Source organism: Zestomonas carbonaria (assembly GCF_904061905.1).
Taxonomy (GTDB): domain Bacteria; phylum Pseudomonadota; class Gammaproteobacteria; order Pseudomonadales; family Pseudomonadaceae; genus Aquipseudomonas; species Aquipseudomonas carbonaria.
Map to the genome: position 1 here is coordinate 83006 of NZ_CAJFCI010000016.1, position 14757 is coordinate 97762.

General features: G+C 67.3%; 13 protein-coding genes. All 13 read right to left on the reverse strand.

Going from position 1 to position 14757, the window contains the following annotated elements:
• Positions 1-27 precede the first annotated feature (27 nt).
• Positions 28-1047 carry a 4-hydroxy-2-oxovalerate aldolase gene (dmpG, locus tag PSEWESI4_RS02200; protein ID WP_187669540.1) on the reverse strand — a complete coding sequence of 340 codons (1020 nt, stop codon included), beginning with the start codon at positions 1045-1047 and terminating at the stop codon, positions 28-30.
• Positions 1044-1976 (reverse strand): acetaldehyde dehydrogenase (acetylating), encoded by a 933-nt coding sequence (locus tag PSEWESI4_RS02205; RefSeq protein WP_187669541.1) that lies wholly within the window; start codon positions 1974-1976, stop codon positions 1044-1046. Before PSEWESI4_RS02205 ends, dmpG begins: the two co-directional genes overlap by 4 nt.
• Before the next feature lie 118 nt (positions 1977-2094).
• Positions 2095-2889, reverse strand: coding sequence for a 2-keto-4-pentenoate hydratase (gene mhpD / locus PSEWESI4_RS02210; RefSeq protein ID WP_187669542.1), 795 nt, complete (start codon positions 2887-2889; stop codon positions 2095-2097).
• An 8-nt stretch (positions 2890-2897) separates the two neighbouring features.
• Complete coding sequence (locus tag PSEWESI4_RS02215; protein ID WP_187669543.1) at positions 2898-3761, reverse strand: alpha/beta fold hydrolase; 864 nt, start codon at positions 3759-3761, stop codon at positions 2898-2900.
• 20 nt (positions 3762-3781) lie between these two features.
• On the reverse strand, positions 3782-4726 hold the full coding sequence (locus tag PSEWESI4_RS02220) for a 3-carboxyethylcatechol 2,3-dioxygenase (protein WP_187669544.1): 945 nt from the start codon (positions 4724-4726) through the stop codon (positions 3782-3784).
• A gap of 277 nt (positions 4727-5003) precedes the next feature.
• Positions 5004-5807 carry an enoyl-CoA hydratase-related protein gene (locus PSEWESI4_RS02225; RefSeq protein WP_187669545.1) on the reverse strand — a complete coding sequence of 268 codons (804 nt, stop codon included), beginning with the start codon at positions 5805-5807 and terminating at the stop codon, positions 5004-5006.
• Positions 5804-6688 carry an enoyl-CoA hydratase gene (locus PSEWESI4_RS02230; protein WP_187669546.1) on the reverse strand — a complete coding sequence of 295 codons (885 nt, stop codon included), beginning with the start codon at positions 6686-6688 and terminating at the stop codon, positions 5804-5806. Before PSEWESI4_RS02230 ends, PSEWESI4_RS02225 begins: the two co-directional genes overlap by 4 nt.
• A 70-nt stretch (positions 6689-6758) precedes the next feature.
• A complete protein-coding gene (locus tag PSEWESI4_RS02235) occupies positions 6759-7586 on the reverse strand; it encodes an SDR family NAD(P)-dependent oxidoreductase (RefSeq protein WP_187669547.1) in 828 nt (275 codons plus the stop codon).
• A gap of 35 nt (positions 7587-7621) precedes the next feature.
• Positions 7622-8989: a DUF1329 domain-containing protein gene (locus tag PSEWESI4_RS02240; protein WP_187669548.1), complete on the reverse strand. Its 1368-nt coding sequence runs from the start codon at positions 8987-8989 to the stop codon at positions 7622-7624.
• Positions 8990-9015: 26 nt separating this feature from the next.
• Positions 9016-10935: a DUF1302 domain-containing protein gene (locus PSEWESI4_RS02245; protein WP_187669549.1), complete on the reverse strand. Its 1920-nt coding sequence runs from the start codon at positions 10933-10935 to the stop codon at positions 9016-9018.
• 129 nt (positions 10936-11064) lie between these two features.
• A complete protein-coding gene (locus tag PSEWESI4_RS02250; RefSeq protein WP_187669550.1) occupies positions 11065-12633 on the reverse strand; it encodes a long-chain-fatty-acid--CoA ligase in 1569 nt (522 codons plus the stop codon).
• Between the two features lie 109 nt (positions 12634-12742).
• Positions 12743-13885, reverse strand: a complete 1143-nt coding sequence (locus PSEWESI4_RS02255; protein WP_187669551.1) for an acyl-CoA dehydrogenase family protein — start codon at positions 13883-13885, stop codon at positions 12743-12745.
• Positions 13886-13907: 22 nt separating this feature from the next.
• On the reverse strand, positions 13908-14738 hold the full coding sequence (locus tag PSEWESI4_RS02260; RefSeq protein WP_187669552.1) for an SDR family NAD(P)-dependent oxidoreductase: 831 nt from the start codon (positions 14736-14738) through the stop codon (positions 13908-13910).
• Positions 14739-14757 lie beyond the last annotated feature (19 nt).

A 14757-nucleotide genomic window follows, 5' to 3' on the forward strand; every position in this document is an offset into this window, starting at 1 on the left:
GCCGGCGCGCCGGCCGGACGAGTCAACTCACCGCGCCCGCGCCTTGAGCAGGTCGAGGGCGACGTCGACGATCATGTCTTCCTGGCCGCCGACCATCCGCCGCTGGCCCAGCTCGACGAGGATGTCCAGGGTCTTCAGGCCGTACTTGTCGGCGGCCACTTCGGCATGGCGCAGGAAGCTGGAGTAGACCCCGGCATAACCCAGGCCGAGGGTCTCGCGGTCCACGCGCACCGGACGGTCCTGCAACGGGCGGACAATGTCGTCGGCGGCATCCATCAGCGTGTAGAGGTCGGTGCCGTGGTTCCAGCCGAGGCGCTCGGCGGCGGCGATGAACACTTCCAGCGGCGCATTGCCGGCCCCGGCGCCCATCCCGGCGAGGCTGGCGTCGATGCGGTCGCAGCCTTCCTCCACCGCGACGATGGAGTTGGCCACACCGAGCGACAGGTTGTGGTGGGCGTGCATGCCGGTCTGGGTTTCCGGCTTGAGGGTGGCCTTGAACGCGCGCATGCGGTCGCGGATGTCGTGCATGTTCATGGCGCCGCCGGAGTCGGCCATGTAGATGCACTGGGCGCCGTAGCTTTCCATCAGCTTGCCCTGCCGAGCGAGCTCTTCCGCCGGGATCATATGGCTCATCATCAGGAAGCCGACGGTGTCCATGCCCAGCTCGCGGGCGTACTCGATGTGCTGCTTCGACACATCCGCCTCGGTGCAATGGGTGGCCACGCGAACCACGCGGGCGCCAGCGTCATAGGCGGCCTTGAGGTCATGCACGGTGCCGATGCCGGGCAGCAGCAAGGTGGCGATTTTCGCGTGGCTGATCACCTCGGCCACCGCCTCGATGTACTCGAGGTCGGAGTGGCGGCCGAAGCCGTAGTTGAAGCTCGAGCCCTGCAAGCCGTCGCCATGGGCGACCTCGATGGAATCGACCCTGGCCTTGTCCAGGGCGCGGGCGATGGCCTGGACGTCATCGAGGGTGTACTGGTGGCGGATGGCATGGCTGCCGTCGCGCAGGGTCACGTCGGAGATATAGAGTTGCTTGCCGTTCATGCCGAAGCTCCCATCGCCTGTGCCATGCGCTCGGCGGTGGCCAGCGCGGCGGAGGTCATGATGTCGAGGTTGCCGGCGTAGGCCGGCAGGTAGTGGGCGGCGCCTTCGACTTCGAGGAATACCGAGGTCTTCAGCCCGGAGAACTTGCCGTGGCCGGGGATGTTCAGGTCGCGGACCTCGTCGAACTGCACCTGCTGCTTCAGGCGGTAGCCCGGCACATAGGCCTGCACGGCGGCGGCCATCTCCTCGATGCTCGCCTCGACCTTGGCCTGGTCGGCGGCCTCGCTGAGCACGAACACCGTGTCGCGCATGATCAAGGGCGGCTCGGCCGGGTTCATGACGATGATCGCCTTGCCCTTGGCCGCCCCGCCGATCACTTCGATGGCCTTGCTGGTGGTCTCGGTGAACTCGTCGATATTGGCGCGGGTGCCGGGGCCGGCGGACTTGCTGGCGATGGAGGCGATGATCTCGGCGTAGTGGACTTTCGCCACCCGCGACACCGCCGCGACCATCGGGATGGTCGCCTGACCGCCGCAGGTCACCATGTTCACGTTGGTGGCAGCGAGGTGTTGCTCCAGGTTGACCACCGGCACGCAATACGGACCTATCGCGGCCGGGGTCAGGTCGATCACGCGAAGACCGGGCTTGTGGCCCCGCAGCAAGGCGTCGTTCTTCACGTGAGCGCCGGCACTGGTGGCATCGAAGACGAAGTCGATCTCGGAGAAGATCGGCAGGCGGGTCAGTCCCTCCACGCCTTCATGAGTAGTGGCCACGCCCAGTCGTGCTGCGCGGGCCAGACCGTCGGACGCCGGGTCGATACCGACCATGGCGCCCATTTCCAGATGCTGCGCATTGCGCAGGACCTTGATCATCAGGTCGGTGCCGATATTGCCGGAACCGACGATGGCGACTTTGCGTTTCTTGCTCATGGGAATCCCTCTGAAAAGCGTTCGATCAAGAGCGCTGGAGGCTGGAAGGCTGGACGAAAAAGCGTTGGCAGGGACTGCTCGTCGTTCAGCCTCCAGCCTCCAGCGCTTTTTTCGGCTTTTAGCCCTGTCCGAAGGTCACGCCGACGCGGCCGATGCCGTCGATCTCGGCGTCGAAGCGATCGCCGGCGGCGACCGCGACCATCGGCCCGAGGGCGCCGGTGAGGATGAGGTCGCCGGCCTTCAGCGGGTCGCCCAGGCGCGCCAGGGTGCGCGCCAGCCACACCGCCGCGTTGAGCGGGTGGCCCAGGCATTCGGCGCCGCTACCAGCGGAGGCTTCCTCGCCGTTGCGCGTCATGCGCATGGCCGCGCCGCGCAGGTCCAGGCCATCGAGGCGACGGGCCGGGCCGCCGAGGACGAAGCAGCCGCTGGAGGCGTTGTCGGCCACGGTGTCGACGAAGCGGATGTTCCAGTTGGCGACGCGGCTGCCGACGATCTCCAGGGCCGGCAGCACCCAGCCGGTGGCGCCGAGCACGTCGGCGAAGGTGGTATCGGCGCTGGGCAGGTCGCGTTCGAGGATCAGGGCGATTTCCGCCTCGATCTTCGGTTGCAGCACGCGGCCGAACGGCACCACTTCGTTGTCGCCGTAGGCCATGTCGGCGAACAGCGTACCGAAGTCCGGCTGGTCGACGCCGAGCTGGGCCTGCACCTTGGGGTTGGTCAGGCCGATCTTGCGGCCTACCACGCGACGCCCGGCGGCGATGCCGTGGGCGACGTTGAGGCGCTGGATGGCGTAGGCGGCTGCGCCGGCGTCTTCACCGATCTGCTCGCGCAGCGGGGCGATCGCCTCGCCATGGGCTTCGGCCTGGCGCAGCGCGGCGGCCAGTCGTTCGAGAGTTTCTTGGCTAACGCTCATGCTTCACCTCAGTGGCTCAGGAAATCCAGGACCAGACGGTTGAACGTGTCGGCGTGCTCCCACTGCGCCCAGTGACCGCAGTTGTTGAACACGTGCAGTTCGGAATTGGGGATGCCGGCGATCAGCCGCAGGCCGACGTCCATCGGCACGAAGCGGTCGTTGCGGCCCCAGATCACCAGGGTCCGGGCCTGGATCTCGCCGAGGCGCGGGCCGAAGTCGGGGAACTGCCTGGGGTTGGCGGCGAGGCTGGCGACGAAGTTGTCGAGGTGGTCGCGGCGGCTCAGCATGTTGTCCAGGCGCGCCTGGAACAGTGCCTCGGTGAGGTCGCTGGGGTCGAAGACGAAGACGTTCATCATCCTCTTCAGGTTGTCGATGGTCGGCTCGCGGTACAGGCCGTTGAGCAGCTTGATGCCCTCGGTGGGCATCGGCACGAAGGGACTGGCGCCGCCGGTGCCACCGCCCATCAGCACCAGCTTGCCGACCCGCTGCGGATGACCGAGGGCGAAGGCCACCGCGCTGTGGCCGCCCATGGAGTTGCCGAGGAGATGCACGCGGTCGAGGCCCAGTTGGTCCACCAGGCCCTTGAGGATCCGGGCGTTGAGGTCCGAGCGCGAACCGGTGCAGACGATCGAGTCGCTTTTGCTCCAGCCCGGACAGTCCAGCAGGATCACCCGGAAGCCCGCCTCCACCAGCGGCTCGATATTGCGGTTGAAGTTGGCCCAGCCGCTGGCGCCGGGACCGGAGCCGTGCAGCATCACCACGGTCTCGCTGGCGTTGCCCGGATCGCAGTCGTTGTAGTGGATGTTCAGCTCGCGGCCGTCCTCGGCGATACGCACGAAGCGACTGCTGGCGGATTCGGTGAAAGCGGTCATCGCGGATTCTCCAGGCAGGGTCAGGCCAGCGGCCGCGCGGCGAGCGCGCCGTAGCCGGCGATCCACTCGGGGATCGGTCGGTAGTAACGGTCGAAGGCATCAAAGGGGCCGAAGGCGGACAGCGCGGCGAAGGCCGCCACCCAGGTCTTCACCTCGTGGGTGGACTTGCCGGCAATGGCCGACAGCTCGGCGTTGCCGAGGCCGTCCAGATCGCTCAGGCGGGCGCTGGCGAGGGTGTCGAGGAACTGCTGGTCCCACTCGGGATTGAGCGGGTGCAGCGAGTTCGGGTCCTCGACGAAGCGCCGCGCGGCACTGATCACCCGCTGCTGGCGGGCCTCGCGCTCGTCGGCAGGCAGGTAGCGGCCGCTGCCCTTGAGACGGTCGGCCATCAGCCCCTCGACCCGCGCCAGTTCCGGCACCGGCGGCTGGTGCGAGAGGCCGCCGGAGCCGAGCAGCAGCACGCGCTTGCCGGTGGAACGGGCGAAGCGGCCGATGGCCTCGCCGAGCAGGCGGGCACGCTGGAAGCTCGGCAGCGGAGGGGCCACCGAGTTGATGAACACCGGGATCACCGGGTAGCGCTGCAGGCCGCCGAGCAGGTCCTCCAGCGGCTGGGCGAAGCCGTGGTCGACCTGCATGCGGTAGGACACCGCGGCATCGATGCCATCGGCCAGCACCGCCTCGGCACACTGCTCGGCGAGCGCCTGCGGCACGCTGAGCAAGCCGGCGGCGGTGCCGAAGTCACCGATGGCGTGGGCCGCCATGCCGATGCAGAACGACGGCATCACGTCGTAGAAAAAACCGTTGTAGTGATCCGGCGAGAACAGGATCACCAGCTCCGGGTCGAAGGTTGCGATCCGCTCGCGCGCCTTGGCGATCACCGTCTCGACCTCGTCCAGCACCGCCGGCGCCGGGTCGAAATGCCCCACCAACGGGGTGTGCGACAGGCATTGAAGAAGCGTAGTCATTTCAGGCCCGCCTGCCTGGCCAGCAGGGTCAGGCGCCCGAAATCAGGGCGGTTCATGTCGTTCATGGGTCACTGGTTCCCTGGCTGCGTCACAGTGACCGGCTGCGATGGCCCTGAGAGGGCCGGCGCCGGGCACGCGGCCTCTCGATACTGGAGGCCACCTCGACGCAGCATAGGGAGAGCACCCGGCCGGGGCGCTCCCATGAACTACGGCGCTATCCCAGAAGTGCAAGAACTTGAAGCGTGATCCTCCTCCTGCTCGCCTGGCCGCCCGGCGTTCAGCGACCGGGGAACCGCGGCTCGCGCTTCTCGAAAAAGGCCCGGGTTCCCTCTTCGAAGGTCGGCAGGTCGAGCAACTCGCTCTGCCGATGGGCCTCGTAGGCGAGTTGCGCGCGCAAGTCGTTGCGACTGGCCTCATCGAAGGCACGACGCGCCTCGATCACGCCGTGGGCCGGCAGGCGCGCCAGTTGCTGGGCCAGTTTCATTGCCGTGGCCGGCAGTTCCTCGTCGCCCACCACGGCATGCACCATCCCCCAGCTCTCGGCCTGCTCGGCCGACCAGCGCTCGCCGGTGAGCGTCAGGGCCAGCGCCCGAGCCCGGCCCAGCGCCCGCTGCAGGAACCAGGTGGCCCCCAGGTCGGGCACGAGGCCGAGTTTCGGCACGAACGGCAGGTAGAAGTAGGCCGAGCGTGCCGCCACCAGCACATCGCCGGCGAGGGCGGTGCCCACCGCGCCGCCCGCGACACCGCCATTCAGGGCGACCACCACCGGCGCGGGAAACTCGTGCAGCCCGGCGGTGACCTTGTTGAACAGCGTATGCATGATCCGCTCGACGTTCTCGCCACGGGTCTGGCCCGGGGCGTTGGTCTGCATCAGGCCGCCGAGGTTGGCGCCGGCGCTGAACAGCCGGCCCCTGGCGGTGAACAGCAGGGCACGCACGGAGCAGTCGCCACAGGCGACATCCAGTGCCTGGAGGATTTCCTTGTGCATGCATTCATGGAACGCGTTGAACTGGTCCGGCTGGTTCAGGGTGATGACGGCAACCGGACCGTCGCGGTCATAGCTGATGAACTGGTAGATCATGGCATGCGCGCCTGATCCGCCTGCGGCGGGGTCTTCAAGTGCGCCAGGCCGCTGGGGTCGACCAGCAGGCCGTACTTGATCAGGTTGTGGCTGTGGCAGACCTGGTGCAGGGCGAAGGCGGTCTGCATGGCGCTGACTCGGCCCTGGGCATCTTGCGCGGCATTCAGGGCCTCCTTGACCATCTTCAGGGCGAACATCGGCTTGCGCGCGATGTTCGCCGCCAGCTCCAGGGTGAACTCGGCCAGCCGCTCGTTCGCCACCACGTGGTTGACCATGCCGAGGCGGTGCGCTTCGCGGGCGTCGACCGCGCCGGAGGTGAAGAGGAATTCCTTGGCCTGGCGCAGGCCCATTTCCCAGGGATAGACGAAGTACTCATGGCCGCAGATGCCCATGTCCACGGTGTTGTCCACGAACAGGGCATTCTCGCCGGCGACGATCAGGTCGCACGGCCAGACCAGCATCAGGCCGCCGGAGATGCACAGGCCCTGGACCTGGGCGATGGTCGGCTTGGCGATGTTGCGCCAGCGCTCGGAGAAGCCGAGGTAGATCTCCTTCTCGCGCGTCATCTGCGCCTCGGCGGACGAGGAGCAGCAGCCGATTCCGGCCCAGGTGCCGACCAGCTTGTGGTCGGCCATGGCCGCGTAGGGCTCCGCTTCCTTGACGTCGTGCCCCGAGGAGAAGTGCTCGCCGTTCGCCGCCAGGATGATGACCTTCACCTCGTCATCGGCGTTGGCCAGGTCCATCGCCTCGTTCAGTTCATAGAGCAGCCGGGTGTCCTGCGCATTGCGCTTGTCCGGGCGGTCGAGGCTGATGCGCGCGATGTGCGGCCCCGGCTTTTCATAGGTGATGCTGTGGAATTCGGGAGAAGCGGCTTCGTTCATGGGATGTCCTGCCGGCACGATATTGTTTTCGATAAGAGCCTGTGCGGCGTTGCCGACAGGCTCCATGGGATCAGGCGGTCCAGGTGCCGCCGGCGCAAACCAGGGTCTGCCCCGAGACGTAGTCGGACTCGCTGATACACAGCAGGTACACCGCGCCAGCGGCTTCCTCCGGCGTGCCGGCGCGGCCCAGCGAGGTAACGGCCAGGCTCCGGCCCAGGGACTTGCGGTCGATGCCCATGTGGACGTCGTGTCCGCCCACCGAAGTAGTGCCCACGTCCTTTTCCACCACCTTGATCAGGCGGGTTTCGATGGCACCGAAAGCCACCGCGTTGACGTTGACCTTCAGTCGCCCCCATTCCTTGGCCAGCGTCTTGGTCAGGCCGAGGATGCCGGCCTTGCCCACCGAATAACCCGCCTGGCCGGGAATGCCGTCCGCGGCGATGGAAGAGATGTTGACCACTTTGCGGAAGACCTCGCGACCTTCGGCCGCTTCCTGCTTCGCCGCCGCGCTGATGACCGGCTGGGCCGCGCGGAGGATGCGGAACGGCGCGGTCAGGTGGCAATCGACCATGGCCTGCCACTGCTCGTCGCTGTGCGCCTCGATCCGGTCGCCCCAGGCGTAGCCGGCGTTGTTGACGATGATGTCGATCCCGCCGTAGCTGTCCACCGCCGTCTTCACCAGGCGCTCGGGAAACTCCTCGGCGGTGATGTTGCCCACGCAGGCGATGGCGTCCCCGCCGCCAGCGCGGATCTGCGCGACCACCTCGTCCGCCGGCGCCAAGTCCAGATCGTTGACCACCACGCGGGCGCCCTCCTCCGCCAGTTTCAGGGCCAGGGCGCGGCCGATGCCGCGACCGGAACCGGTGACCAGGGCTACTTTGCCTTCAAGCTTTTTCATCGTTATTCCTCGTCGAGTGGGACTGTGCACCCGCTTCAGCGGACGCCGGCGTTGCGCAGGGAGGACGGGGTGAAGTCGCTCACGCTGAGCGAGAAGCCGTACTTGATGCCGTGCCTGGCCTCGTTGGTCAGCGAGTCGACCATGTAGCGGCCCGCGGTCAGGTCGTACAGGGTCGTCGCGGCGTAGTTGCTGACGCCCTGTTCGTAGTGGTTGATCTGGTGCCCCTCGCCCACCCGCCACAGTTCCCCGCGGTTGTCGTAGTGCTCGGACTCGACGATGGTCCAGGTGTCCTCGTCGATGAAGAAACGGCGCTTGGCGTAGATGTTCCGCTCGCCCGGCTTGAGCGTGGCCACCACTTCCCATACGCGGTGCAACTCGTAGCGGGTCAGGTCCTGGTTGATGTGCCCGGCCTTGATGATGTCGGCGTACTTCAGCTTCGGCGACTGCAACCGGTAGCTGTTGTAGGGGATGTACAGCTCCCGCTTGCCGATCAGTTCCCAGTCGTAGCGGTCCGTCGCGCCGTTGAACATGTCGGCGTTGTCGGCGGTACGCATGCCGTCGGCGGCGGTGCCCGGTCCGTCGTAGGCGATCTGCGGCGCCCGGCGCACGCGACGCTGGCCGGCGTTGTAGGACCAGGCCAGGCGCGGCTCGCGGGTCTGATCGATGGTCTCGTGTACCAGCACCACGCTGCCCGACAGCCGCGCCGGCGCGATGACGCGCTGCTTGTAGTAGTAGAGGACGTTGGCCGTCTTGCCGGCATCGGCGTCAGGCAGGTACTGCGGGAGCGCCGCATAGTCGTCGAACTCGACCGGCGTGAAGGAGCCGTTGACCTGCGGCGTCGCCTGCACCGAGAGGCGGCTGAAGTTCTTGCCACGGTAGCGGGTCCGGTGGTTCCAGATCACCTCCACGCCGCTCTTCGGGATCGGGAAGGCATAGACGCGGGACTGCTCGAAATGCTTCAGGCCGTTGCCGCCGTTCACCGCCTCGGTGGTCAGCGCGCTCTTCCTCGCCGCCTCGTAGACCTCCTGGGGCGCGGCGGCGGTCCGGTGGCTCGGGTAGACCGGAATCCGGTAGCTGTCCGGGTAGCGCTTGAACATCGCCACCTGGCCGGTGGAGAGCTTGTCCTTGTACTGCTCGACGTTGGCCGGGGTGATGATGAAGAGCGGCTGTTCGCCTGCGAACGGATCGCCCAGGAAGCCGTTCTCCACCGGCGCCGCATCGGCCTTCAGCCCGCCAGTCCAGGCGGGAATGCTGCCATCGGCATTGCCTTCCTTCTGCGCGCCCAGCGGCGTGAGCACGCTGCCCAGTTGTGCCGCTTCCTGAGGGGAAACGGCGGCCATGGCCGCGCAGGACAGCAGCGACAGCGCCAGGGCGCCGGTTTTCATAACAGTGAGGGATTTCATGCTTGGTTTCCTCTGCCAGGAGTGCATCAGAAGTTCACGCCGAAGCTGAGCGCGATGAAGTCGCGATCGCCGTTGCTGTTGAAATGGCCGCCGAAGAAATCCGTGTAGCTGAGGCTGGCGGTGTAGGTGTTGCTGTAGTCGGCATCCAGGCCGACGCTCACGGACTTCAGCCCCTCCTCGAAGTTGGGCCCGTTGCCCTCGACGTCGTGCGACCAGGCCAGGCTCGGCGAGAGGTTGATGCCGGCGAACACGTTCGGGTAATCCAGCTTGCCGCGCACGCGGTAGCCCCAGGAGTGGGTGGTATGGAAGCCGTGGGAATTGCATTCCTGCTGCGGGTTGCTCGCCGTCGGCGTGCCCGCCCCGGTGCCGATGCAGACGGCGTTCGCCGCCGCCCCGGCGAACTGGCCGGAGCCGAACGCCGGGTTGCGGCCGAAACGCAGGTCGCTGCCGTCGGCCTCGCCCAGGCCGTTGATGCGGTTGTAGCCCGCCTCGCCGACCAGGGTCAGGCGGCTGGCGCCCCAGACCTGGTCGAAGAATCGCGTGGCGGTCATCTGCGCCTGGAACACCGGCATGCGCTTGTAGCCCTGCAACCTGCCGCCCAGCACAGGCTGCGCCTCGCCGCTGACGAACAGCGGCGACACCTGGTCGGCGAAGGTGGCCAGGTCGGTCTGCTGGAGCGCCGCCAGGATCAGGTCGGGGGTGTTGAGCGCCAGCGGCATGTTCGGCCGGTAGCTCAGTTCCCCGCCCAGGGCGGTGGCGCCCAGGCTGGTCTGCCAGCTCAGGCCGTAGAGGCGGATGTCCTCGGGATAGTCCCAGGCGTAGCGCGCGCTGCGGACCCGGTCGACCTGGTTCTGGCCGACGAGCAGAGGCGCGCCCGGTCCGGCGGCGATCACCTCGGCAACGCTGACCGGCGCCACCGTCGTCTGGGTGAAACCGAGGAGCGGCATGCGGCTGTGATAGTTCATCACGTAGGCCCCCAGCTCGCTGTCGTTCAGTTCCGGCAGGAACCAGCGCAGTGCCAGGCCCCACTGGCCGCCGTCGCGGGCTTCGTTGTCCTTGCCGCGCGGCACGTAGGCATTGGCATTGTTGAAGACGATGTCGAGGACGCCGCCGGCATTGGCGCGCGGGTCGTCCGGCGCGAAGTCCGGACCGGCCGCCACCAGTCGGTCGTTGCAGCCCTGTTGTACGGGGTCCGCGCCGAAGAAGGTGCCGCAGTTGTCGAGCACCGATTGTTCCCAGCCGATCTGGTAGAAGGCTTCAGCCGTGAGGTTGTCGCTCAGCCCCTGGGACAGGTAGAACATGTTGACCGGGATCAGGCCTTCCTTGATTTCCGAACCCGGGCGGCGCAGGGCGGCGACATCGATCGGGTTGATCGAGTTGATGCTGTTGCCGATGAAGGTGCTTTCGCCCCAACTCACCACCTGCTTGCCGAGGCGCACGTTGCCCGGCAGCTCGCCCAACCGGTAGTTGTGGTAGACGAAGGCGTCGAGCAGCATCGCTCCGGACGACTTGGCGGCGCGGTCGCGGCCGCTGTCGTCGATGTCGTGGAACGGCCGGTGCTCATCCTTCAGCTCGAAGTCATACCAGTACTTGCCGCGCACGAAGACGCCGCTGTCGCCGTACTTCAGTTCGAGGTCGTGGATGCCCTTGAAGATCTTCGAGAAGGTCTCGCCCTTCTTGAAGTTCAGGCGGCCATCGTCGCCGGTGCGGGACGAAGCGCCGCCACGCTTGCCCATGACGTTGAAATTGGAAATGAGGTCCGGATCGGCCGAGCGAACGGCCCAACTGGCGCCGATCGACAGCGACGAGTCGAACTGCCCTTCGATTTCGCCAAGGTTGAAATTGATGGCCTGGGCCTGGGCGGATATCCCGAGCGCGACAGCGGCTGCCAGCAGATTCGGCCGGAGCCGGGCAGCCCCGTCGAGGTTCTTGTGGGTGCTGTTCATTGTTTTTCTACACTCCCCATGGTGATTCGAGACAAGCCGGGGGCAGGCCCCGGGCTCGCCGTGACTGGAACGGTTCGGAAATCCGAGGGTCGAGGGGGCCGGCGCCTGCTTTCCGGCGCCGCCCCGCTGCTAGGCGACGCCGCGCTGGTGGCCTGCCCAGAACGGCGCGCGCAACTCGGCCTTGAGCACCTTGCCGACGCTCGACAGCGGCAGGCTGTCGCGGAACTCCACGCTGCGCGGCAGCTTGTAGCCGGCGATACGCTCGCGGCAGTGGGCGACGACCTCCTCCTCGGTCACGCTCGCGCCGGGCTTGAGCACCAGCACCGCGTGCACGGACTCGCCCCATTTGGCGCTGGGGATGCCGATCACCGCGCCCTGGGCCACCGCCGGGTGGCTGGCGATGGCGGCCTCCACCTCGGCGGAATAGACGTTCTCGCCGCCGCTGACGATCATGTCCTTGAGGCGGTCGCAGACGTGGACGAAACCGTCCTCGTCCATGTAGCCGCCATCGCCGGTGTGCATCCAGCCGCCGTGCAGCGCCTCGGCGGTGGCCTCGGGCTTGTTCCAGTAGCCGAGCATCACGTTCGGGCCCTTGACCACGATCTCGCCGACGCTGCCGCGCGGCACCTCGCGGTCCTCGGCGTCGACGATGCGGATCTCCACGCAACTGTAGGGGCGGCCGGCCGAATACATCCTGCCGCTGCGCTGGTGCTCCTCGGTGTGGAACTCGGCGCTGAGGAAGGTGGCGACCGGGCCCAGCTCGGTCATGCCGTAGCCCTGGCCGAAACCGGCCGATGCGAAGACTGCGCGGGCGCGCTCGAGCAGCGCCGGGGTGATCGGCGAGGCGCCGTAGTCCAGCTTGCGCAGGCAGCCGAGGTCGAGATCGCACAGCGCCGGGTCGGCCGCACGGGCGTCCAGCAGCATCTGGATCATGGTCGGCGCCAGCAGAATCTCGCTGACGTTTTCCGCGGCGATGGTCCGCAGCACGGCGCTCGACACGAAGGCCGGCAGCACGACATGGGTGCCCCCGGAGACGAGGAGCGCGACCATCGCCGAGTAGTCCGCCATGTGGAACATCGGCATCGCGTGCAGGTAGCGCTCCTCGGCGCTGCAGTTGCCGCCGTTGATGATCGCCAGGGCGGAGAAACCGAGGTTGTTGTGGCTGAGCATCACGCCCTTGGGAAAGCCGGTGGTGCCGCCGGTGTAGAAGATGCCGAGCAGCGCGTCGCCGCCACGGCGGGCATCTTCCACCGGCGCGTTCTCGGCGATCAGCCGTTCGTAGGAAAGCATGCCCGCCGGGGCCTCGCCGTCGCCGGCATAGACCAGGGTGCGCAGGGTCTTCGCCTCGGCGGCGACCTTCTGGCCCAGGGCGAGGAAGGTGTCGTCGACGATCAGCACGCTGGTTTCCGAGTCGTCCAGCGAGTAGACGATCTCCGCCGCGCTCCAGCGGATGTTCACCGGATTGAGCACGGCATCGGCCCAGGGCACCGCCAGGTAGTACTCGATGTAGCGCTGCGAGTTGAGCGAGAGCATGGCGACCCGCTCGCCACTGGCGACGCCCAGTTGCTTCAGGGCACCGGCCAGGCGGGCGACGCGCTCGCCGAGCTGGGCGAAGCTCACGTCGCGCCCCTGGTAGCGGATGGCGGTCGCCTGGGGACGTTGCTGCAGGTGGCGGTGCAACCCTTGGGTGATGTACATCGGAACCTCCGGTTTTGTTCTTGTATGGAGGCCAGCGGGCCGGCGCCCGGCCCCTGGCTTGCCCCTTCCGTGGGGGATGGGAGCAGCGAATGTCTCCCGCTCCCTGGCGTTACAGCGAACGGCCGACCAGCTCGCGCATGATCTCGTTGGCGCCGCCATAGATGCGCTGCACCCGGGCATCGGCATACAAGCGGGCGATCGGGTACTCGTTCATGTAGCCGTAGCCGCCGAACAGTTGCAGGCAACGGTCGATCACCTCGCACTGGCGCTCGGTGAGCCAGAACTTGTTCATCGAGGCCAGGACCGGGTCCAGCGTGCCGTTCTCCCACTGCTGGATCATGTGGTCGCACATGGTCCGCGAGGCCAGCACGGTGGCCTTGACGTCGGCCAGCACGAAACGGGTGTTCTGGAAGTCCAGGATCGCCTGGCCGAACGCCTTGCGCTCGCGGGTGTACTCGACGGTCAGTTCCAGCGCACGCTCCATGGCGCCCACCGCACCGACGGCGATGCCGGCACGCTCGTAGGGCAACTGCTTCATCAGGGTATAGAAGCCCTTGCCTTCCACGCCGCCGAGCAGGCAGTCGGCACCGACCTCGACGTCATCGAAGAACATCTCCGAGGTGTCCTGGGCGTGCATGCCGAGCTTGTCCAGGCACCTGCCGCGGCGGAAGCCCGGCAGCCTGGTGTCGACCAGGAAGATCGAGATGCCCTTGGCGCCGGCGGCCGGGTCGGTCTTGGCCACCACGGCCACCATGTCGCTCAACTGGCCGTTGGAGATGAAGGTCTTGGAACCGTTGATCACGTACTTGTCGCCGCGTTTCTCGGCGCGGGTGCGCACGCCCTGCAGGTCGGAGCCGGCGCCCGGCTCGGTCATGGCCACCGAGCAGATCACCTCGCCGGAGGCGATCTTCGGCAGCCAGTGCAGCTTCTGCTCCTCGGTGCCGTCGACCAGGATGTAGTGGCCGACGATATGGCTGATCGTCACGGCCAGGCCGGTGAAGCCGACCCGTGCCAGCTCCAGGATGGCCGCTGCCGCGTAGGCCGGCGTGCCGCCCGCGCCGCCGTACTCGGCCGGCACGTCGGGCAGGATCATGCCCAACTCGCCGGCCTGCAACCAGGCCTCGCGATCGACGTGGTGCTGGTGCCGCCATTTCTCTTCGTTGGGCACCAGTTGCTCGTTGCAGAAGCGGCGCACGCTATCGGAGAAGGCCTCGACATCGGCATTCATCCAGGGGGAGCGGTAGGTGTTCATGATGGAGTCGTCCTCGCGGAAATCAGATGGAGCCGGCGCCGCCGCCACAGACCAGGGTCTGCCCGGAGACGTAGTCGGATTCGGGCAGGCAGAGCATGACCACCGAGCCGGCGGCTTCCTTCGGGGTGCCCGGGCGGCCGAGGGGGATCATCATGCTGGCGCTGTCGATCAGCGCCTGCTGCACGCCGACCTTGATCTCGCGGCCCTCGATGTTGACGGTCTTGCTGGCGTCGCCGGCCAGCGCCTCGGTCAGGCGGGTCTGGATGAAGCCGAAGGCGACGGCGTTGACGTTCACCTTCAGGCGCCCCCACTCCTTGGACAGGGTCTTGGTCATGCCGAGGATGCCGGCCTTGGCCGACGAGTAGTTGACCTGGCCGGGGTTGCCGTTGGCGGCGACGGAGGAGATGTTGACCACCTTGCGGAACACCTCGCGGCCGTCGGCGGCCTCCTGCTTGGCGGCCGCGCCGATCACCGGCTGGGCGGCGCGGAGGATGCGGAAGGGTGCGGTCAGGTGGCAGTCGAGCATGGCGTACCACTGCTCGTCGGTCATCTTCTGGATCACGTTGTCCCAGGTGTAGCCGGCGTTGTTGACGATGATGTCGATGGCGCCGTAGTGGTCGACAGCGGTCTTGACGAAGCGCTCGGCGAAGTCGACGGCGGTCACGCTGCCGACGCAGGCCACGGCCTGGCCGCCGGCGGCGACGATTTCCGCGACCACTTCCTCGGCGGGGGCGGCGTCGAGGTCGTTGACCACCACCTTGGCGCCATAGGCGGCCAGTTGCAGGGCCACTTCACGGCCGATGCCACGGCCGGAGCCGGTGACCAGGGCGACTTTGTTTTCGAGCTTTTTCATTGTTGTTGTTCCTGTGGAT

Excerpts from the sequence above, each read along its gene's own strand:
- mhpD (WP_187669542.1), bottom strand. The coding sequence starts at position 2,889 with ATGAGCGTTAGCCAAGAAACTCTCGAACGACTGGCCGCCGCGCTGCGC.
- PSEWESI4_RS02215 (WP_187669543.1), bottom strand. The coding sequence starts at position 3,761 with ATGACCGCTTTCACCGAATCCGCCAGCAGTCGCTTCGTGCGTATCGCC.
- PSEWESI4_RS02230 (WP_187669546.1), bottom strand. The coding sequence starts at position 6,688 with ATGAACGAAGCCGCTTCTCCCGAATTCCACAGCATCACCTATGAAAAG.
- dmpG (WP_187669540.1), bottom strand. The coding sequence starts at position 1,047 with ATGAACGGCAAGCAACTCTATATCTCCGACGTGACCCTGCGCGACGGC.
- PSEWESI4_RS02255 (WP_187669551.1), bottom strand. The coding sequence starts at position 13,885 with ATGAACACCTACCGCTCCCCCTGGATGAATGCCGATGTCGAGGCCTTC.
- PSEWESI4_RS02245 (WP_187669549.1), bottom strand. The coding sequence starts at position 10,935 with ATGAACAGCACCCACAAGAACCTCGACGGGGCTGCCCGGCTCCGGCCG.
- PSEWESI4_RS02205 (WP_187669541.1), bottom strand. The coding sequence starts at position 1,976 with ATGAGCAAGAAACGCAAAGTCGCCATCGTCGGTTCCGGCAATATCGGC.
- PSEWESI4_RS02220 (WP_187669544.1), bottom strand. The coding sequence starts at position 4,726 with ATGACTACGCTTCTTCAATGCCTGTCGCACACCCCGTTGGTGGGGCAT.
- PSEWESI4_RS02225 (WP_187669545.1), bottom strand. The coding sequence starts at position 5,807 with ATGATCTACCAGTTCATCAGCTATGACCGCGACGGTCCGGTTGCCGTC.
- PSEWESI4_RS02240 (WP_187669548.1), bottom strand. The coding sequence starts at position 8,989 with ATGAAATCCCTCACTGTTATGAAAACCGGCGCCCTGGCGCTGTCGCTG.
- PSEWESI4_RS02260 (WP_187669552.1), bottom strand. The coding sequence starts at position 14,738 with ATGAAAAAGCTCGAAAACAAAGTCGCCCTGGTCACCGGCTCCGGCCGT.
- PSEWESI4_RS02235 (WP_187669547.1), bottom strand. The coding sequence starts at position 7,586 with ATGAAAAAGCTTGAAGGCAAAGTAGCCCTGGTCACCGGTTCCGGTCGC.
- PSEWESI4_RS02250 (WP_187669550.1), bottom strand. The coding sequence starts at position 12,633 with ATGTACATCACCCAAGGGTTGCACCGCCACCTGCAGCAACGTCCCCAG.